General features: G+C 62.3%; 16 protein-coding genes and 1 tRNA gene. 7 read left to right on the forward strand and 10 right to left on the reverse strand.

Annotated elements, in window-relative coordinates; translation table 11 throughout:
- Positions 1–127: 127 nt before the first annotated feature.
- The gene (gene ychF, locus GTP58_RS10710) at positions 128–1,219 is read right to left on the reverse strand and encodes a redox-regulated ATPase YchF (RefSeq protein WP_161077512.1); all 1,092 of its coding nucleotides are present in this window, start codon (positions 1,217–1,219) and stop codon (positions 128–130) included.
- 267 nt (positions 1,220–1,486) lie between these two features.
- On the opposite strand from ychF, the gene GTP58_RS10715 reads away from it, so the two are divergent.
- From GTP58_RS10715 to GTP58_RS10730, 4 genes are all read left to right on the forward strand, one after another.
- The gene (locus GTP58_RS10715; RefSeq protein ID WP_161077513.1) at positions 1,487–2,182 is read left to right on the forward strand and encodes a DUF6058 family natural product biosynthesis protein; all 696 of its coding nucleotides are present in this window, start codon (positions 1,487–1,489) and stop codon (positions 2,180–2,182) included.
- Between the two features lie 78 nt (positions 2,183–2,260).
- Positions 2,261–4,075, forward strand: coding sequence for a DUF885 family protein (locus GTP58_RS10720; RefSeq protein ID WP_161077514.1), 1,815 nt, complete (start codon positions 2,261–2,263; stop codon positions 4,073–4,075).
- Positions 4,076–4,154: 79 nt separating this feature from the next.
- On the forward strand, positions 4,155–7,289 hold the full coding sequence (locus tag GTP58_RS10725; RefSeq protein ID WP_161077515.1) for a DUF2339 domain-containing protein: 3,135 nt from the start codon (positions 4,155–4,157) through the stop codon (positions 7,287–7,289).
- On the forward strand, positions 7,286–8,683 hold the full coding sequence (locus tag GTP58_RS10730; protein WP_161077516.1) for a DUF3999 family protein: 1,398 nt from the start codon (positions 7,286–7,288) through the stop codon (positions 8,681–8,683). Before GTP58_RS10725 ends, GTP58_RS10730 begins: the two co-directional genes overlap by 4 nt.
- On the opposite strand, the gene GTP58_RS10735 is transcribed toward GTP58_RS10730, so the two are convergent.
- The 8 genes from GTP58_RS10735 to GTP58_RS10770 form a co-directional block, all read right to left on the reverse strand.
- The gene (locus tag GTP58_RS10735) at positions 8,646–9,917 is read right to left on the reverse strand and encodes an amidohydrolase (RefSeq protein WP_161077517.1); all 1,272 of its coding nucleotides are present in this window, start codon (positions 9,915–9,917) and stop codon (positions 8,646–8,648) included. The two genes, GTP58_RS10730 and GTP58_RS10735, sit on opposite strands and share 38 nt — an antisense overlap.
- Before the next feature lie 15 nt (positions 9,918–9,932).
- Positions 9,933–10,514 carry an aminoacyl-tRNA hydrolase gene (pth, locus tag GTP58_RS10740; protein ID WP_072786866.1) on the reverse strand — a complete coding sequence of 194 codons (582 nt, stop codon included), beginning with the start codon at positions 10,512–10,514 and terminating at the stop codon, positions 9,933–9,935.
- A gap of 173 nt (positions 10,515–10,687) precedes the next feature.
- Complete coding sequence (locus tag GTP58_RS10745) at positions 10,688–11,290, reverse strand: 50S ribosomal protein L25/general stress protein Ctc (RefSeq protein WP_072786865.1); 603 nt, start codon at positions 11,288–11,290, stop codon at positions 10,688–10,690.
- Positions 11,291–11,425: 135 nt separating this feature from the next.
- The gene (locus tag GTP58_RS10750) at positions 11,426–12,376 is read right to left on the reverse strand and encodes a ribose-phosphate pyrophosphokinase (protein WP_072786864.1); all 951 of its coding nucleotides are present in this window, start codon (positions 12,374–12,376) and stop codon (positions 11,426–11,428) included.
- 149 nt (positions 12,377–12,525) lie between these two features.
- Positions 12,526–12,602 (reverse strand) — tRNA-Gln (locus GTP58_RS10755).
- A 75-nt stretch (positions 12,603–12,677) separates the two neighbouring features.
- Positions 12,678–13,544 (reverse strand): 4-(cytidine 5'-diphospho)-2-C-methyl-D-erythritol kinase, encoded by an 867-nt coding sequence (ispE, locus tag GTP58_RS10760; RefSeq protein ID WP_161077518.1) that lies wholly within the window; start codon positions 13,542–13,544, stop codon positions 12,678–12,680.
- 9 nt (positions 13,545–13,553) lie between these two features.
- The gene (locus GTP58_RS10765; RefSeq protein ID WP_161077519.1) at positions 13,554–14,153 is read right to left on the reverse strand and encodes an outer membrane lipoprotein LolB; all 600 of its coding nucleotides are present in this window, start codon (positions 14,151–14,153) and stop codon (positions 13,554–13,556) included.
- The gene (locus GTP58_RS10770; RefSeq protein ID WP_202413633.1) at positions 14,154–15,941 is read right to left on the reverse strand and encodes a tetratricopeptide repeat protein; all 1,788 of its coding nucleotides are present in this window, start codon (positions 15,939–15,941) and stop codon (positions 14,154–14,156) included.
- A 132-nt stretch (positions 15,942–16,073) separates the two neighbouring features.
- Here GTP58_RS10770 and mutM point away from each other — a divergent pair, with 132 nt between their 5' ends.
- From mutM to mutY, 3 genes are read left to right on the forward strand one after another with little or no spacing between them, the layout of a single operon-like run.
- Positions 16,074–16,907 carry a bifunctional DNA-formamidopyrimidine glycosylase/DNA-(apurinic or apyrimidinic site) lyase gene (gene mutM / locus GTP58_RS10775; protein ID WP_161077520.1) on the forward strand — a complete coding sequence of 278 codons (834 nt, stop codon included), beginning with the start codon at positions 16,074–16,076 and terminating at the stop codon, positions 16,905–16,907.
- 13 nt (positions 16,908–16,920) lie between these two features.
- A complete protein-coding gene (locus tag GTP58_RS10780; protein WP_161078116.1) occupies positions 16,921–18,849 on the forward strand; it encodes a dynamin family protein in 1,929 nt (642 codons plus the stop codon).
- An 11-nt stretch (positions 18,850–18,860) separates the two neighbouring features.
- The gene (mutY, locus tag GTP58_RS10785; RefSeq protein WP_161077521.1) at positions 18,861–19,991 is read left to right on the forward strand and encodes an A/G-specific adenine glycosylase; all 1,131 of its coding nucleotides are present in this window, start codon (positions 18,861–18,863) and stop codon (positions 19,989–19,991) included.
- Here mutY and GTP58_RS10790 read toward each other — a convergent pair.
- The gene (locus GTP58_RS10790; protein WP_161077522.1) at positions 19,988–20,386 is read right to left on the reverse strand and encodes a hypothetical protein; all 399 of its coding nucleotides are present in this window, start codon (positions 20,384–20,386) and stop codon (positions 19,988–19,990) included. The genes mutY and GTP58_RS10790 overlap by 4 nt on opposite strands.
- Between the last annotated feature and the right edge of the window lie 77 nt (positions 20,387–20,463).

Here is a 20,463-nt window from a genome sequence, read left to right on the forward strand (position 1 = left end):
TTACTGCAGGTTCATCCCGGACTTCCGCGATGACCCTGAAAAAAGCCCCGTAACGCACAGTACGGGGCTCAGCGTCAATCTGCGTGGCCCTTTGCAACCCGGCACCCACGCATTAAATGCGTTTGACTTAAACGTTGAACAGGAAGTTCAGCACGTCGCCATCCTTGACCACGTATTCCTTGCCTTCGGCGCGCATCTTGCCCGCTTCCTTGGCGCCGCCTTCACCCTTGTACTGGATGTAGTCGTCGTAGGCGATGGTTTGTGCACGGATGAAGCCGCGTTCGAAGTCGGTGTGGATCACGCCCGCTGCTTGTGGCGCGGTGTCGCCGATGTGGATGGTCCAGGCGCGTACTTCTTTGACGCCGGCGGTGAAGTAGGTTTGCAGGCCCAGCAGCTTGTAGGCGGCGCGGATCAGACGGTCCAGACCCGGCTCTTGCATGCCCATGTCGGCCAGGAAAGCGGATTTGTCAGCGTCGTCCAGATCGGCGATTTCCGCTTCAATCGAGGCGCAGATGGCAACGATCGGGGCGTTCTGCGTGGCGGCGTAGGCGGTCAGCTGGTCCAGCAGCGGGTTGTTGGTGAAGCCAGTGTCCGAGACGTTGGCCACGTACATGGCTGGCTTGGCGGTGATCAGGCACAGTGGCTTGATCAGGGCCATCTCATCCGCATCCAGGCCCATCGCGCGCACTGGCTTGGCTTCGTTCAGGTGCGGCACAATGCGCTCCATGATCGCCAGCAGCTTGGCAGCATCCTTGTCACCCGAGCGGGCTTTCTTGTTTTCGCGGTGGATGGCTTTTTCCACGGTGCCGAGGTCGGCCAGCGCCAGCTCGGTCTGAATCACTTCGATATCGTCCAGCGGGCTGACCTTGCCGGCAACGTGAATCACATTGTCATCTTCAAAGCAGCGCACCACGTTGACGATGGCGTCGGTTTCGCGGATGTGCGACAGGAACTGGTTGCCCAGACCCTCGCCCTGCGACGCGCCCGCTACCAGACCAGCGATGTCGACAAATTCAACGATGGCGTTGACCATGCGCTCAGGCTTGACGATGTCAGCCAGCGCGGCCATGCGCGGATCAGGCACTTCCACCACGCCGACGTTAGGCTCGATGGTGCAGAACGGATAGTTCTCGGCCGGGATGCCGGCTTTGGTCAGGGCGTTGAACAGGGTGGACTTGCCGACGTTAGGCAGGCCGACGATGCCGCATTGGAGACTCATGAAAAACCTTTAAATTATCAATATTGCCGGCAAGCGGCTGGTGAAAACAGCCGCAGGGGGCGTTTTTGGATATTCTTGCTGTTTCTTGCTTTTACAGCGTTCAAGGGTCCATTGTACCTTTCTTGGCCCCACACTTCAAAAAACCGGAGACGCCATGCCCCTGTGCGGCCCCTCCCCGCCCCGGTGCGTGCCGTACCTGCATTGCTTGCTTGACGCCGGCCTGCTTTAAGAATACTGTATAAAAATACAGTTATTTCTTTGAGGCTTATGACCGAACTCGACATCTATCTTGCCAAGCACTATCTGAACGACAACCAGCTGGCGCGGGCCAGTTCGATGTCGATTGAAAAAATCAATGCGCTGATCCGCGACAGGCTGATTCCGGCGCCAGCCTATGTCGTCACCGACAATGGCGAGCTGCGCTCGCATGTCTTCGGTGCGATGGCGGCGCCGGGCGCACAGCCGGGGCGCTATTTCCACCCATCGCAACTGGTGTGGATTGCGCAGGCGCTGCAAGCCATCGCCAGCGATAGTTCGGCCAATCTGAAGGACCGTTTCACCAGCCGGTTTGCCGCCGCGCTCGCGACGCTCAATCTGAGCACCTGGCGTTTACGCGACAGCTTTTACGACGATGGCACGCCCATTCCCGGCGGCCTGCAGGCGCGCACCGACAGCGCCTGGTCGTTCTTCCTGAACGGCACATTTGCCTTGTGCGTCGCCAATCCCGTGTCGGAGGCGCACATTGCGTACAAGGAGGTATTGCAGGAGAAGCTGACCCAGCTCAGCGAGAACGGCAGCAAGATCGCCTACCCAGCGCAGCAGCTGCCGCAGATGCATGAGCTGATCGACGCTTACGCTGCCGCTGCCATGCCGTTTTCACCCATTGAATATCCGCGCAGCAGCCGCAAGCGCCTGGTCGAGAATCTGCGCGCCAACCTGCGGGCCACAGATAACGATTGTTGATGCAGCCGGTGGCTTGTTTGGTGCTAGACTCATTCGCTTTAGCGCCCGAACAACTTCTCTAAAGGTCAGGAAATCTTTATGTCTCGTTTGCGTACTTCTGTGCTGGTGGCCAGCTTGATGCTGGCTGGTGCTTATACCTTGCCTGTGCAGGCCAAGCCTGCGGTCACGGCGGCAAAACCGTCGCAGGCGCAGAAGCAGCTGGCAAAGCTGGCCGCGGCCTTCCACACCGCGCGCTGCAAATTCGATCCGCTGCTGTTCGCCACCGCGAATGGCGACAGCCGCTACGATGACCAGATCGGCCTGGCGATTTCACCCAAGGTGCGCGCCGCGCAGTTCACGCTGTACCGTTCGATGCAAAAGCAGTTGATGACCGTACACCGCGACCAGCTTGGCGCGCAAGACCAACTGACCTACGACCTGCTGAGCTACGAACTGAACAACGCCATGCAGATGGAGTCGTTCCCCGACCATCTGCTGCCGCTGAACCAGATGGATAACGTGCCCAGCACGCTGGCCAACTATGCCGGCGGTACCGGTTCGCAGCCGCTGGAAACCGTCAAGCAATACCAGGCTTATTTGAGCCGCCTGAACCAGCTGCCGGCATGGATAGACCAGGCCATCGCCAATATGCGCGACGGCATGCGCAAAGGCGTGGTGCATCCGAAAGCCATTACCACCGCCATGCTGCCGCAGCTGCAAAACCTGCGCGCGGCGTCGCCCGAGACCAGCGTGTTCTATTCGCCGGTTACGCGCTTCCCGGCCGCGTTCTCGGACGCGGACAAGAAGAAACTCACTGCTGCCTATCTGCAAACGGTGGACAGCAAGGTCGCACCGGCGTTGAACCGTCTGGTCAGCTTCCTGGAAAATGAATACCTGCCAGCGGGCCGCAGCACCAGTGGCTGGAGCGCGTTGCCGAACGGTGCAGCCTGGTATGCGGCGCACATCAAGGACAGCACCAACCTGCCGTTGTCGGCAGATGAGGTGCACGCACTAGGCTTGAAAGAAGTCGCCCGTATCCAGCAGCAGCTGACTGTGCTGGGGCCAAAGCTGGGCTATGACGGTCCGGAGAAACAGCTGCCACAGTGGATGCGCGAACAGACCAAGTTCAACATCTTCACCACCGACGAGCAGGTGCTGGATGCCTACCGCGCCATCTATGCGCAGGTGCAGACCAAGCTGCCTACCTATTTCAGCCTGATCCCGAAAGCCAAGCTGGAGCTGCATCTGGAACCGGAGCTGACGCGCGCGACGGCATCGGACCACTACACGCCGTCGGCGGCGGACGGCTCGCATCCGGGCGTGTTCTGGCCGGTCGTGAACGATCCCAAGCAGTACAGCCGCGTTGACATGGTCAGCCTGTTCCTGCACGAAGGCGTGCCAGGCCACCACCTGCACGCGGCGCTGCTCAAGGAGCTGGACTTGCCGGACTTCCGCAAGTTCAGCACCGAGAATCCCAACAGCGCGGCCTACACGGAAGGCTGGGCGCTGTATTCCGAAACGCTGGGCAAGGAGATGGGCCTGTATGAAGATCCGGTCGCCTATTACGGCCACCTGAATGCGGAGATGCTGCGTGCCGCGCGGCTGGTGGTGGACACCGGCATCCACGCCAAGAGCTGGACGCGCGAACAGGCGGTCAGCTATCTGATGGACACGCTGGGCTGGACCGAGCCGCGCGCACGCAACCAGATCGAACGCTATATGGTGATGCCGGCGCAGGCGCTGAGCTACAAGATCGGCTCGCTGAAAATCCTGGAGTTGCGGGCACGCGCGCAGCAGGCGCTGGGCGACAAGTTCAGCTACCAGAAATTCCACGAGGTGGTGATTGGCGACGGCACGCTGCCGCTGCCGATACTGGAACAGCGCGTCGACCGCTGGATCTCTGCGACCAGGTAGGTAAAGGGCGTCTATCGCGTTTCGGTTGAGGCAATGTTGCATTTGTGATACTTTGCGACATTCTCAAGGGAGCCGTTTGATGGAATTCCTTTTATTTGTTTTTGCAGTATTTACCTTTGGTATCGCCTGGCGGGCGCGCAATGCCGCACGCCAGGCGCACCAGCAGATCAGGGATCTGCGCGCTGAGCTGGGCACCTTGCGCGCACGGCTGGACGCGACGCCAGTGCCAGGCGCCGCGCGTGAAGAAACCATCGCACCGCCCATAGCCGCACCGGTCCCCGCCGCGCCCCCACCACACTACACCTACCCGGACGAAGCCTGGCGCAAGCCGGATCTCGCCACGCCTGCCGAAGCGATTGACGCCGTGACTGCGCCGGCACCGGCACCGGCCGAGGAAGCCGCGCCCGCCGCCGCATCCGCGACAACCATTCCGCCCCGCCCACCCGCGCCCACCCCGCAATGGCTGCTCAATGCAAAAGCCTGGCTGTTTGGCGGCAACCTGGTGGCCAAGCTGGGTCTGCTGATCCTGTTTATCGGCGTCAGCTTCCTGCTCAAATACACGGCCGCGCGTGTGAGCGTGCCGATCGAGTTCCGCCTGGCCGGCATCGTCCTGGCCGATATCGCGCTGCTGGCCTGGGGCTGGCGCATCCGCCTCTCGCGCCCTGCCATCAGCCTGCCTGTGCAAGGGGCCGCGCTGGCGGTGCTCATGCTGGTCACGTTTGGCGCTTTCCGCCTCTACCACCTGATTCCGGGTTCGATGGCCTTCGGCCTGCTGTTCGTGCTGACCGTCTTCACCTGCCTGCTGGCGGTGCTGCAGGACGCGATGTGGCTGGCCATCTTTGGCATTGCCGGCGGCTTTGCCGCACCGATCCTGGCATCCACGGGCGGCGGCAGTCATATCGGGCTGTTCTCCTACTATGCGCTGCTGAATGCCGGCGTGTTCGCACTGGCGCTGCTGCGCTCGTGGCGTCCGTTGAACCTGCTGGGATTTGCCTTTACCTTCACCATCAGCACCGCATGGGGCGTGCTGCGCTACGTGCCGGAGAACTATCTGTCGGTGCAGTTGTTCCTGCTGCTGTTCTTCGCGTTCTACGTCTCGATCCCGCTGGCCTACGCGCGCCTGCAGGCCGTCAAGCTGAAAAACTACGTTGACGGCACGCTCATCTTCGGCACGCCCATGCTCGGTTTCGGCCTGCAGTTCACGCTGGTGCGCGACATGCCCTTCGGTGCGGCGTACTCGGCACTGGCGCTGGGCCTGTTCTATATTTCCCTGGCCACGGCCCTGCGGCGCAAACCGCAGTACACGCTGCTGTCGGATGCCTTCCTCGCGCTCGGCGTCGTGTTCGGCACGCTGGCGATTCCGTTCGCGCTCGATGGCCGCTGGACGTCGGCCGCGTGGGCGCTGGAAGGTGCTGGCATCGTCTGGATCGGCTTGCGCCAGAAGCAGAAGCTGGCCTGGATGTTCGGCCTGCTGGTGCAGGCTGGCGCCTGGCTGTCCTTCATCGGCGCATCCACCGGCATGACGCCGGAAAACGCCATGAACTCCAATCTTTGGCTGGGCTTCCTGCTGCTGGCGATTACCGCGTTCCTGATGGCGACCCGGTTCCGTGCGCAGCAGGACGGCGGCCATTATCGTCTGCTCTCCAGCATATTCCTGATCGGCGCCACCGTGTGGCTGGTGGCCGGGGCGTGGGCCGAAATCCTGCTGCGCCTGTCGCCGCAAACCCAGAGCACGCCACTGGCGTTCAGCGCGATGGTTGCGGTCACGGCACTGTATGTCATTGCCCGGCGCATGCTGTGGCCGTTGGCGGGCGCCGTCGCACTGGTGGTGCAGGCAGTGGCCGGCCTCAAGCTGCTGGAACTGTTCATCACCCAACCCTCCTCCGCCTCCGCGAATCTGCTCCAGCGTCCGCTGCTGGGCTCCTTAATCATTGTGGCGGCGGCTTTCTTCAGCAGCTGGGTATTGAAGAAGCAGTCGCCCGCGCGTGGTACCAGCCTGTACAGCATCTACCGCATCACCCTGACCTGCGCCGCCCTGTGGTGGTTCTGCATCGCGGCATCCGATTTGACCGCCTGGCTGGTCGCGCTGACGCACAGTACGCCATTCGACAGCCCCTTCCTGGCGTTCTGTATTTACTCCATCCTGCTGGCGGCGACCACCGTGGCCAGCGTGCATGCGGCACGCCGTCTGGACTGGCCGGGCTTGCGCTGGATGGTCACGCCAGTCTGGGCCGCACTGCTGAGCGCCAATATCGCCATGCTGGCCGCGCTGTACACCGACGGTAGCAGCATGCCGGACCTGGTCGCGTGGATCGGCTACGCCGTGTTGTGGGTGCCTGGCAACTGGCTGTTGCGCGTCTGGCAGAGAGAGGGCTGGAATATGCGCGGCATCCTGCTGCGTGCTTTGCATGCGCTGCGCGTCGGCGGCCCATGGCTGATGATCTGGCCCGTCGGCGCCTACTGGATTACGCGCTGGCTCGGTGACGTGCCGGGCAACGCCGACTGGACCACCAGCGCAAGCTGGGCGCGCTTCATCCCTTCATGGCTGATGATGGCGGCCGTCGCCTGGCTGATGCAGCGCAGCCTGCGTGGCGGCTGGCCGGCCGCGCCGCTGGAAGACTGGTACCAGCGCCGCCTGCTGCCGGTCGCACGCGGCTGGGCGGTGCTGCTGGTGTTCGTGTGGAACCTGACGCAGAACGGGGCAATGCTGCCGTTGCCGTACGTCCCGCTGCTCAACCCGCTGGACCTGAGCACCTGCTTCGCCATCGTGCTGCTGGCGGCGGCCTATCGCCTGCATCCGGCAGCATTGCCGCCGAACTGGCCGCCACGCTGGATCGCGCCGCAGCCGTTGTTTATCGCGCTGTTCGGCTACTTCTGGTTCAACCTGGCGCTGCTGCGCACGGTGTCGCACTACATGGGCGTGCCCAACAATTTCGACGCGCTGTTCGCCTCGCAATTCGTGCAGGCCATGTTGTCGCTGGTGTGGAGCGTGACGGCGCTGCTGCTGATGCGGCATGCCGCGCGCCGCACGCTGCGCCCGGTGTGGATCACCGGCGCCACCCTGCTGGCACTCGTGGTCGCCAAGCTGTTCCTGGTGGACCTGTCCAACGTCGGCGGCGTTGAACGCATTGTTTCCTTCCTCGGCGTTGGCGCGCTGATGGTGGGCATTGGTTATCTCGCGCCCTTCCCTGCGCAGCAAACGGAGAACGCATGAAACATCTTCTGATCGCCGCCTTGGCGGTATCCACGCTGGCCGTCGCTGCGCCCGGCGATACGCCGCAGGACTACACCCACGTCCTGCCGCTGACCGCCGCCACCAGGCAGGGCGTGCTGCAGGTGCGCTTGCCGAAAGAGGTGTATCTGCGCTCGCGCTCAGCCATGCTGGATGACGTGCGCGCGTTCGATGCCAGCGGCAAACCACTGGCCTTTGCGCTACGCTCGCCGCCGCAGGAGACGCGGCTCAGCCATCGCGACTTGCCGCTGGCCGTGTTCCCGCTCATGAGCAAAGGCGGGCCGGCGTCGCAACTCGACCTGGACGTCAACACCAGTACCGACGGCCGGCTGCTATCGGTGAAGGTGAAGCCGGACGCCAGCGACAATGCCGCCCATCCAGCGCGCCTGTCCGCGCTGGTGATGGACCTTGGCAAGGCGGCGGACGAACAACCGCTGATCACCGCGCTACGCTTCACGCTGCCGGCGGATCAAAGCGACTACAGCGCGCAAGTGTGGCTGGAAGTCAGCGGTGACATGAAGCGCTGGGAAACCGTGGGCGCAGCAGAACTGAACTGGCTGGTCAACCGCGAAGCGCAAACGCTGGTCAACGACCGGCTGGACTTTGCGCCGCGCGCATTCCGCTACGCGCGCCTGAGCTGGCGCGCGGGCACGCCGCTGCAGTTCGCCACCATCACTGCTGAACAGCCGGTCCGCACCGACACGCCGCCCGCCAGCGAGCAGATCCTGCTGTCGCCAACCGCCGGCAAGCAGCCGGAAGACCTGGTGTACACCGTGCCGGTGGCCATCGCGCCGGACAAGGCGGGGCTGCAGTTCCGCGAAGCGAATGTGGTGCTGGCGGGCCAGCTTGGCATCTATCGGGATGTGCCGCCGCGCCATGTGGGCCAGCCCGGCTGGCGTTTTGATCCGGTGCTCAATTCCACCTTCTACCGCATCACGCAGGGCGAGCAGGTACGCGCCTCGGGCGATCTCGATGTAGCGCCGGTCCATGCACCGCAATGGGTGTTGCGCACCACCAGGCCGGCCACCGTGCAGCCGCAACTGCACCTGAGCTGGCAGCCGGGTACGCTGGTGTTGCTGGGTAACGGCAATGGACCATATCAACTGGCCGTGGGCCGTGAACGCGCCACACCGGCAGCCAGCAGCATCGAACAGGTGGCGCCCGGCTTTTCGGAAGCCGAGCTGCAAAAGCTGGAATACGCCAGCGTGGGACCGGCCCGCCAGCAGGCTGGCAGCGAGGCCCGCGATCAGGCCGCCGACGTGGAAGCGGCCTCCGCCGCGCAGCGCCGCCTGCTGTTGCTGTGGGGCGTGCTGCTGCTCGGTGTGGCCGTGCTGGGCTTTATGGTTTGGCGCCTGATCCGTTCATCACGTTCATGACCGCCAGCGTCATGGCCTGGGCCGCAGTCTTGATCGATGGCTCGGGCACCGGCGCGTAGTACGGCGAGTGATTGAAGGCGATCGGCTTGCCGCCCTTTTCGGCTTCCGCCATCGCCTTCGGGTCGTAGACGCCGGTGAAGAAGAACATGCCTGGCACGCCCTGGTTGATGAACTGCGAGAAGTCTTCGCTGGCCGTCATGGCAGGCATGAGCGCGACGTTGGCATCGCCAAAGGCTTGCTTCAGCACGCCTTCGGTGCGGGTCACCAGCGCCTCGTTGTTGTCGATGGCGATGCCACCCGGGATCAGGTCGACGTCCGGCGCCGGCGCATCGGCCATGGCGGCGGAAGCGTTGGCGATGCGGCGCACGCCCGCCAGGATTTTTTCGCGCACCGCCGGGCTGTAGGTGCGGATAGTGCCGCGCACCTTGACGGTGTCGGGAATGATGTTGCCGACCGTGCCGCCATTGATGGCGCCGATGGTGACCACGCCGAATTCCTTCGGATCTTTTTCGCGGCTGATGACGGTCTGCACATCGACCACAAAGCGCGCGGCAATGGCGATGGGGTCGAGCGCCTTGTCCGGCGCGGAGCCGTGGCCGCCGCGGCCCTTGAAGGTAATCTCGATCGCATCGGAATTCGATGACACGGCGCCGCTGTTGTAGCCGATGGTGCCATAGGCCAGCGGCCACGAGTGCAGCGCGAAGGCATAGTCCGGCTTGCCGAAGCGTTTGAACAGGCCGTCTTCCAGCATGGCCTTGGCGCCCGACACGGTTTCTTCCGCTGGCTGGCCGATGAACATGAGCGTGCCCTTCCACTGCGCCTTCAGCGCCACCAGCGCGCGCGCCGCGCCCAGCCATGCCGTCATGTGGACATCGTGGCCGCAGCTGTGGGCCGCGGGAACCTTGCTCGCGTACGGCAGACCGGTTTTCTCTTCCATCGGCAACGCGTCCATTTCGGTCCGCACCAGCACCATCGGGCCGGGGCCGTTTTTGTAGATGGCGACGACGCCGGTCTTGCCGACTTTTTCCGTGACTTCAAAACCGATCTTGCGCATTTCCGCCGCCAGCCTGGCGGCCGTGCGCTGTTCCTGGAAAGCGATCTCGGGATGCGCGTGCAAATCCTTGTAGATCGCATCCAGTTGCGGATACATGCCGTTGATGAGCGCGCCAGCGTCCTGCGCCTGGGCGGCGCCAGCAGCGGCGGCCAGCAATGCAACGATCGGTAAGAGTTTCATCGGTGGTGCGTCCTTTCAGTCGGTGTGCAACTTGGTGGTAGCAGCGGGGAATTCGCCTTTGACGATTTGTGGCAGGACCAGCAGCGATTTCTCGATGGCGCGCTCGATCAGCTCCTGGTCTTCGCGGCGCGGACGGTGCAGCACAAAGTCCGCCACCTGCTGCGCCAGGTTCAGCGTACGCGGATGGCCGATGCCGATGCGCAGGCGCCAGTAGTCCTGTGTGCCGAGCGCGGCGGTGATGTCTTTCAGGCCATTGTGGCCGCCCGAGGAGCCGCCCTTTTTCAGGCGCGCAGTGCCCGGCATGAGGTCCAGCTCGTCATGCACGACCAGCACTTCGTCGGCGCTGATCTTGAAGAAGCGGCACAGCGCGCCGACCGACTGGCCGGAGCGGTTCATGAACGTCAGCGGTTCCAGCAGATACACTTCCTGGCCGGCGATCGAGGCCTTGGCGAACATGGCGTTGTACTTGGTTTCGCGCTGCAGGCGCGCGCCGCTGTCATTGGCGAGGTTGTCGACCAGCCAGAAGCCGGCGTTGTGGCGGGTTTGTTCGTATTCCGGGCCGGGATTGCCGAGGCCAACGATGAGGCGTATTGCCATGGGAGTGTTCAGTTAAATAAATACGATTATCGCAAACTTTTACCCCGCAATGCGGCTGAGAGGGGTCCGCCCCGTCGGGTCAGACCCCGGCATCCGGGTTGCGGGTTAACGCTTACGCATAAAAAAACCCGCCGGCGCTAGCGCGGGCGGGTTCTTGTGACTAAGAAGTCAGATTACTTCTTGGCTTCTTCAGCAGCAGCAGCTTCAGCAGCAACGTGGCCAGCTGGTACCGATGCGGTAGCGATGGTCAGGTTGTTGCCGTGGGTAACAGCGGTCACGCCTTTTGGCAGGGTCAGGTCAGCAACGTGGACCGAGTGGCCAACATCAACGTTGGTCAGGTCAACGGTCACGAATTCTGGCAGGTCAGCTGGCAGGCATTCGATTTCCAGTTCGTTGGCAACGTGGCTGATGGTTGCGCCGTGCAGCTTGACAGCTGGCGAAACGTCAGCGTTGACGAAGTGCAGTGCCACTTTCATGTGCACTTTTTTGTTGGCATCAACGCGCTGGAAGTCAGCGTGCAGTACCAGTTGCTTGAATGCGTGCATCTGGAAGTCGCGCAGCAGAACTTTTTCTGCTTTGCCGTCAATTTCCAGGTCCAGGATCGACGAGTGGAACGCTTCTTTTTTCAGCGCGTGGTACAGGGCGTTGTGGTCCAGGGCGATGGTCACCGGTGCTTCGGTACCGCCGTAGATGATGCCAGGGGTTTGGCCCGAATTGCGCAGGCGGCGGCTCGCTCCGGAACCTTGCAATTCGCGTTTGAATGCAACAACTTTCATGTGAAACTCCAATAAATAACAGGGCTCGCGCCCCGTGTTATGAAGCGCCCCGCGACCAGGCGCGCTTCGGGAAAAACGGCGCGCCCGGCTGAAAACCGGGCGCGCCGCCTGAAAAACTGACTTGTCGTTTGCCGTTTAGTCGACAAACAGGGAGATCACGGAATCGCCCTTGATGATGCGTTTGAACGTCTCTGCCAGCAGTGGTGCGCAGGTCAGCTGACGGATCTTGGTGCACTGCTTGGCGGCGTCCGACAACGGAATGGTGTCGGTCACGACCAGCTCATCCAGCGACGAGCTGTTGATGCGGTCGATTGCAGGACCGGACAGCACCGGGTGCGTGCAGTAAGCGATGACTTTCTTGGCGCCGCGCTCTTTCAGCACTTCCGCTGCCTTGACCAGGGTACCTGCGGTGTCGACCATGTCATCCATGATCACGCAGTTACGGCCTTCAACGTCACCGATGATGTTCATCACTTCGGAGACATTGGCTTTTGGACGGCGCTTGTCGATGATGGCCAGGTCGCAACCCAGACGTTTTGCCAGTGCACGGGCACGCACCACACCGCCGACGTCTGGCGATACCACCAGCAGGTCTTCGTTGTGTTTCTTCTGCAGATCGCTCAGCAGAATTGGCGAAGCGTAAATATTGTCAACCGGGATATCGAAGAAGCCCTGGATCTGGTCTGCGTGCAGATCCATGATCAGGACGCGCTCAACGCCGGCTTCTTCCAGCATGTTGGCAACCACTTTGGCCGAAATCGCCACACGTGCGGAACGTGGACGGCGGTCTTGACGGGCGTAGCCAAAGTAAGGAATCGCTGCGGTGATACGGCCAGCAGATGCACGTTTCAGTGCGTCAACCATCAGGATCAGTTCCATCAGGTTGTCGTTGGTAGGCGCGCAGGTCGATTGCAGAACGAAGACGTCTTTACCGCGGACGTTCTCGTTAATTTCAACCATTACTTCGCCGTCCGAGAATTTCGAAACGTTCGCTTTGCCGAGAGGGATGCCGAGATTTTTTGCGACTCCTTCTGCCAACGCGGGATTAGCGTTGCCGGTAAAAACCATCAGGTTTTCGTAAGCCATGGGAGTCCCAGAGAAGTTGTAGAAGATTTTGAAGAAAGCCAGCGGAAGCCGCGTGGCACTGAAACAAGTAGAATGAGGCGCATTGTGCGCCTCACTTTTGCTCTATCTGGCCGGAGACATACGCCTCGACGGGTCCAGATACAAACGAATGGCAGGGGAACAAGGATTCGAACCTTGGTATGCCGGAATCAAAATCCGGTGCCTTAACCAGCTTGGCGATTCCCCTACGCAACTGACTGCTCGTCGTTACAGGCCAATATTATACAGCCATTTTCACGCTTCGCAAATTCTTTTTTCCGCCCTACAACTTCGCGATGATCGGATGCTGTTGCAGCGCTTTGGCTTTCCAGGCTTTCCACTTCGCTGGCACTTTTGCAAGTACCGCGTCGGCGTCGTCCTCGGATGCTACCGCACTGAACACACATGCACCTGAGCCAGTCATCCTGGCATCACCGTAAGCACCTAGCCATTCTACCGCTTCTGCTACCGGCGGGAATAACTTCGTTGCTACCTGTTGCAAGTCGTTCTTTCCAAACCCCGCTATTCTGGAGTGGCTGGAAAAGTCCGCTATATTAACGACCGGCGTATCCCTTGTCAATTGTTCTGAGCCAAAAATTGCAGCTGTTGGCACCATGACACCAGGTTCGATAACCACATACCAACAATCCGGCGCCTGCACCGGCTGCAACGCCTCGCCCACGCCCTCGGCAAACGCGGTCTCGCCAAAGATGAAAAACGGGATATCGGCGCCCAGCGGCAGGCCCAGATCCATGAGTTCCTGCCGGCTCAGTCCGGCGTTCCACAACTTGTTCAGCGCCATCAGCGTGGTGGCCGCATCGGACGAACCGCCGCCCACGCCGCCGCCCATGGGCAGCACCTTGTCAATCGCGATATCGACGCCGCGCGGCAGCACGCCCGTGCGGCGCAGCACTTCCGCCTGCAGCAGCGTTGCCGCACGAATCATCAGGTCGCTCTGTTCCGGCACGCCCGGCATGTCGGTCACGCGGCGCAGCACCGTGTCGTCGCGCAGCGTGAAGTGCAGCGTGTCGCCGTGATCGATCAGCTGGAACACGGTTTGCAGCAGGTGATAGCCGTCTGCACGGCGGCCATTCACGTGCAGGAATAAGTTGAGCTTGGCGGGCGCCGGGCAATGGTTCAGTTCAGTCATGCGTGCATTTTACTGGCCGGCGGGATAGATGACGATGCGGATTTGCATATCTTCCACCGCCTGCCCCAGCGCGATGCGCGTGACGTCAATGCGCTTGGGCTGCGGCACCTTGGCGCTCTCGTCCTGCCAGCTCATGTACTCCAGCTTCCAGCCGTCGCGCGTGATGACGTTGTCGTTGGCTGGCGAGGCGACAAAGCGCTTGCCATCGCTGTCGGTGGCATAACCTTGCAGCCAGTCGCGCAGGCCGGACACCGGCAAGGTCCAGCCCAGCGTCTGCGCCGTCAGCGTATCCAGGTCGGGCGCGGTGCGCGGCGGCTTGCCGCTTTCCGTCAGCGTGGCCGAACGCGGCGTCACGTTGATGACGGCCACCGTCTGCCCGGTCGGTGAAATCAGGTTGACGTCAGTGTTGGCCTGGCTTTGATGCCAGCTGAAGGTGCCGTTCAGCGATTCCTTCTTGCCGTCGCGGCTGTAGTTGATGGCGATGCGGCCATTCAGGTCAACGCTGTCGCGGTAGGGCGCAACGGCGGCGCTGGAACGTGGCGTGGCAGGCGTGCTGGCGCAGCCGGCCAGCGCGCTCAGGGCAACAGCAATCAGTAGTGGTCGTATCATTTACAGGCTTTGGTTGAGGCGCGCCAGTGTGCTCTTCAGCGCGTCGTTTTGGGGATCTTTGGCGCGCGCTTCTTTCCAGATCTTTTGCGCGCCATCGACATCGCCTTTGGCAAACAGCACTTCACCGAGGTGCACGGCGATTTCCGGATCGCTGCGCAACGCGTAAGCGCGGCGCAGATAGCTCTCCGCCTCGCTCAGGTTGCCCATGCGGTACTGCACCCAGCCCATGCTGTCCATGATGAAGGGATCGCCGGGCGCCATTTTCATGGCCTTGTCGATCAGCGTATAGGCTTCCGGCAGGCGCTCGTTGCGCTCGGCCAGCGAGTAGCCCAGCGCGTTGTAGGCGTGCTGGTTGTCCGGCGCGGCAATCATCACCTGGCGCAGCGACTGTTCCATGAGCTCGACCTGCCCCAGCTTCTCCGCCACCAGGGCATAGTCGTACAGCAGGTCGGGATTGCCCGGATAGCGCTTGATGGCGTTTTCCAGCACCACGAACGCGGCGCGGTGGTCGCCCGCGTCGCGCAGCAGCTGGGCGTCGGTCTGGAACACCTGCGCCTGATCGTTCGGGTCGCTGGGCTTGAGGTCGGCCAGCTGCTTGCGCGCTTCGTCCACATTGCCTTTGCGCGCAGTCAGCGCCGCCATTTTCATGCGGGCGGCGATATAGATTTTTTCATCGCTGTTGTCGACCTTGTCCAGCCAGTTGTAGGCCGCGTCCAGATCGCCGCGCTGTTCGGCGATCTGCGACAGGATCATCAGGGCTTTCGACGGGTCGCGCTCATCGTTGGGATGGGCTTCCAGTTCGGCGATGAAACGGCTGAAGTATTTTTCCGCCTCATCCAGATTGTTGGTCTGGGTGCCGATCACGCCCAGCGCAAACAGGGTGGCAATGTTGTCCGGTTGTTCTTTGAGCAGTATCAGGAATTGCTTGCGTGCCTCGTCGAGCTGCTTGTTGTCCACCAGCAGGCGGGCGTAGGCGGCGCGCACTTCGTTCGCCTTGGGATATTGCTGCAGGAAGCCGGTCAGTACTTTGACGGCAGAGTCGATGTCGCCCGACACCTGTGCACTGGTCAGGATGGCCAGTTCGGAATCCGGCTTGATGGCCAGCGCCTTGGCCGCTTCAGCGCGCGCAGTGACGGGATCGTTCAGGGCAAACGCGCCCTGGGCCAGGATCAGGTGCGACTCCATCACGCTGTCATACGGCCCCAGCACGCGCTGCTGCAGCGTATAGGCGGCCGCCTTGTCCTTGGCGCGCAGCAGGTATTGCTGCATCTGGAACATGGCCAGCGGACGTGCCGCCGGCGGCGCATTGGCGAGGCGTTGCTCGAATATCGCTTCCGCTTCGCTGAGGTCATCGCCGGCCACGGCAAAACCGAGGAAGTACTGCATCGCATCGTCCGAGTCCGGCGCCAGGCTGCGCCACAGACGGATGGCCGACATCGCCTCGCCGCCCTGCTTGGCCGTCATGGCCATTTCTGCGGCACGGCGCGCCAGGCGCGGATCGCGCGTCTGCTGCGCCAGCGCCATCATGGTGATGTACGGCCCCTGCCAGTCGCCCTGCTTGAACTCCAGTTCCGCCTTGGTGATGCGGAACAGCAGATCGCCGGTCAGCTCGGTATTGGGCAGCGCTTCCGGCGTGGGGGCCGGAGCTTCGGCCGCTGCAGCGGCGGTATCCGGTTCGGCAGGCGTGGCGGGCTGCGGCGTTGCGGCGGACTCGGCCTGCTTCTGCGGCGCGATAGCGCACGCCGACAGCAAGGCAGAGAGGGTTACAATGGCGAAAGCGTTTTTCAAAGGGGAATCCTGGCAAGTCAGCAAGTACGTCAGATTTTACGCCGAACGCATCGCGCGCGGAGTTTGACTAGTGTAACCAAATATTCCGCTACGGCCAGATTCCCAGCCTATCTTTCCACTCCAGCCAGACAGATGCCAGAATTACCAGAAGTCGAAGTTACCCGGCGCGGCGTCGCGCCCCATATCGAAGGCCGCACTGTGCGCGCGGTCGTGCTGCGCCGCGCGGGCCTGCGCTGGCCCTTCCCGCCCGCCTTGCCGCAGCTGCTGGCGGGCCGCAAGGTGCTGAGTACGGGCCGCCGCGGCAAGTACCTGCTGGTGCACTTCGAGCATGGCACGCTCATCATCCATCTGGGCATGTCGGGCCATTTGCGCGTCATGGCGCCCGGCATTGCCCCGGAAAAACATGACCATTTCGATCTGGAAGTGGACAGCCCGGACGGCCGCCAGGTGCTGCGCATGAAAGACCCGCGCCGCTTTGGCGCGGTGCTGTGGCATGACGCTGCCGATGGCGACCTGGAGCACCACATCCTGCTGCGCGAACTGGGCGTGGAGCCGCTGGAAGCGGGCTTTAGCGGGAAATTGCTGTACGATCAGACCCGGCAGCGCAGCGCGCCCGTCAAGCAGGTGCTGCTGGCGGGCGATATCGTGGTTGGCGTGGGCAATATCTATGCGTCGGAAAGCCTGTTTCGGGCCGGCATCAACCCGAAAACGCCGGCCAGGCGCATCAGCCTGGCGCGTTACGAGAAGCTGGCGCAGGCGGTGCGCGAGATCCTGGCCGAGGCCATCGTCCAGGGCGGCAGCACGCTGCGCGATTTTATTAGCGTGAATGGGCAGTCCGGATATTTCCAGCAGACCTATTTCGTCTATGATCGGACTGGTGTGCCGTGCCGCGTGTGCGCGGCGCCGATACGCCAGATCAAACAAGGGCAGCGTTCTACCTTCTATTGTGTAAATTGCCAAAAATAAGGGCAGACAGATGATGGTCAGGGATTTTGAACAGTACAGCGCCTGGCGGCAGGGCGTCGTCAACGCGCTGAAAAACTATCAGACGTGGATGGCGGGCGCAGCCCTGACCGATGCCGCCACCGAGCAGCGCATTGTCCGCACCCTGACCCGGCTGGCGGATGACAAGCTGTCGGTCGCCTTTGTGGCGGAATTCTCGCGCGGTAAATCGGAACTGATCAACGCCATCTTCTTTGCCGAATATGGCCAGCGCATCCTGCCGTCCGCCGCCGGCCGCACCACCATGTGCCCGACCGAGCTGCTGTGGGATGCCAGCCTGGCGCCGTCGATCCGCCTGCTGCCGATCGAAACGCGGGCCGACAACCTGTCCACCGGCGATTACCGCGACCAGCCTGCCGCGTGGACCGTGCTGCCGCTGAACCTGGACGCGGGCGCCGACATGCACGAGGCCTTCAAGCAGGTCAGCAAGACGCGCTATGTGCCGGTGGAAGAAGCCAAGCGCTACGGCCTGTACGATGAGGACGATCCCGACATGCCGGTCACACTGGATGACAACGGCCACGTGGAAATTTCACTGTGGCGGCATGCGATCATCAATTTCCCGCATCCGCTGCTCAAGCAGGGCCTGGTGATCCTGGATACGCCGGGCCTGAACGCCATCGGTACCGAGCCCGAGCTGACGCTGAACCTGATCCCGAACGCGCACGCAGTGCTGTTCATCCTGGCCGCCGATACCGGCGTGACCAAGAGCGATATCGAAGTCTGGCGCAATCACATCGGCGCCGGCGCGGGCCGCCTGGTGGTGCTGAATAAAATCGATAGCATGTGGGATGAGCTGCGCAGCGAAGACGACGTCAACGCCGAGATCGAACGCCAGCAGGCCAATGTCGCCCACATCCTGGCGCTGGAGCCGCGCCAGGTGTTTCCCGTGTCGGCGCAAAAGGCGCTGGTGGGCAAGATCAATCACGATGTCGAGCTGCAGGCACGCAGCCGCCTGCATGCGCTCGAAGGCGCGCTGTTCAATGAGCTGATTCCGGCCAAGAAGGACATCGTGCGCCGGCATCTGAGCGAGGATTTGCAGGCCCTGAGCACGGCGCAGCAAGGCATGCTGAACGCGCGCATCCGCGGCATCGTCGAGCAGCTGCACGAGCTGAAGAGCCTGCGCGGCAAGAACCACAGCGTGGTGGCGCACATGATGCGCCGCATAGATGTGGAAAAGAAGGAGTTCGACGCCAGCCTGTTCAAGCTGCAGGCGACACGCGCGGTCTTCACGCGCCTGTCGACCGAGCTGTACACCTGCATGGGCATGGACATCGTGCGCGACGATATCGAGCAGGTGCGCGAAGAGATGCAGCGCAGCCGCTTTTTCATCGGCGTGCGCGATGCGGTGCGCAGCTATTTCGAACGCACGCGCGCCAATCTGGACGCGGCGGAGCGCAAGACCATCGAGATCACCGAGATGATGGGTGTGATGTATCGCCGCTTCTCCAGCGAGCACGGCCTGACGCTGGCGCTGCCGATGCCGTTCTCGCTGGCGCCGTACCGCGACGAGATGGCCAGCATCGAGGCGATCTACTACAAGACCTTCGGCACGGCGACCCTGATTACCACCAGCCGCGTGGTGCTGATGGAGAAGTTCTTCGACACCATCGCTTCGCGCGTGCGCGGCTGCTTCAAGGCCGCCAACAACGATGCGGAAGCGTGGCTCAAGGTCATCATGGCGCCGCTGGAGGCGCAGATCCGGCAGCATAAGGATCAGTTGAAACACCGGCTGGCGTCGATCCAGCGCATCCACGATGCGACCGACAGCCTGGAACAGAAAATCGATGCGTTTGAACGCAGCCAGCAAGAGCTGGAAGCGCAGAAGATGCGTCTCAACGAACTGGCTGGCGCCATCAGCATTGCCATCAACGCGGAGTTTGTGGCGCTCGACGCCGCCGCTTAATTAGGAACACGATGAAAGTAGTCGCAGTAGAGAATTTTGCAGATCCCAGTTTTTCGGCCGATCTGATCGGTTGGCAAAAAGTCCATGGCCGTCACGCCCTGCCTTGGCAGAACACCACCGACGCGTATCTGATCTGGCTGTCTGAAATCATGTTGCAGCAGACGCAGGTGTCGGCAGTGCTCGGGTATTACGCGCGCTTCCTGGAGCGCTTCCCTACCCTGCGCGATCTGGCCGCCGCGCCGGTGGAAGATGTGATGGCGCAATGGAGCGGCCTGGGTTATTACACGCGGGCGCGCAATCTGCACAAATGCGCGCAGCGCGTGGTGGCGGAGTATGACGGCGTATTCCCTGCCGATCCCGTGCTGCTGGCGGAGTTGCCTGGCATCGGCCGTTCAACGGCAGCGGCGATTGCGGCGTTTTCCAGCGGCCGGCGCGCGGCCATCATGGACGGCAACGTCAAGCGCGTGTTTGCGCGCGTGTTTGGCATCGACACCTATCCGGGCGAGAAAAAGACCGAGGACGCCATGTGGCGGCGCGCGGAAGCGCTGTTGCCGGAGACGGGCATCGAGTCGTACACGCAGGGCCTGATGGACATGGGCGCGACCTTGTGCACGCGCAGCAGTCCGTCGTGCGAGCGCTGCCCGATGCAGCCGCGCTGCGTGGCGTTTGCCACCCAGCGTACCAAGGACCTGCCGGTGCGCAAGCCGAAAAAGGCGACGCCGGAAAAGCACACCGTGATGCTGGCGATAGTCGATAACGGACAGGTGCTGCTGGAACAGCGGCCGCCAACCGGCATCTGGGGCGGCTTGCTGTCCCTGCCGGAACTGGAAGGCCATGTCGCGGCCGAGGACGACGAGGTCGCCGATGCTGACCACGGTGCGCTGGCACAGGCAGTGGGCCGCTTCGGTGAGTTGGAATCCTACGACCGGTTGTCGACAGTCACGCATGTCTTCACGCATTACAAGCTGCACATTGCGCCCTACCAGGTCACGCTGGCACGCCGCCAGGCCATGGTGGCCGAGGCCGGCTACGTCTGGTGTGACGCCGCCAAGCTTGCCGAAGCTGCCCTGCCCGCACCGGTAAAGAAACTGCTGCTGGACCTGGTAGGCGACCGCCGCGAGGCGCAGCAGCGGATGTTCTAGAGATACTTGATCGCCGCGATAAACATGGCGGCAACGCTGATCTGGGAGGCGAATATCCACTTCAGCAACATAGTCGTTGATTGCGCAATTTTGGTATCGAGTCGCGCGAACCCGGCGTCAATCCTGGCGCCGAGCTCCTTGGTACTAAGCTCAGTATGCACGCTGTCTATCCTGGCGTTGAGCGCAGTGCGCACGAGATCAATTTTGCCACTGAGTTCAGCGTATACCAGATCGGTCTTGGCACTGGCTTTGGCGAATCCTGTCTCTGTTTTGGCGAATCCCACGCCCATCTCTTCACGGAATACAGCAAGCTCGTCCCTGCGCACGTAAGTGGACTGGATGACGGCAACCTCGGTCTCCAGTGTACTGACCCGCTCGCTGATTTGCTGATCCATGGCCGCCTCCTGTCAACCATCATCCGCCGCACGATTGCGTGGGTCAAGCTCAGCAATGAACAGCGAAGCTTGAGGCA

This window comes from Duganella sp. CY15W, assembly GCF_009857555.1.
In the GTDB taxonomy this organism is placed as follows: domain Bacteria; phylum Pseudomonadota; class Gammaproteobacteria; order Burkholderiales; family Burkholderiaceae_D; genus Rugamonas; species Rugamonas sacchari.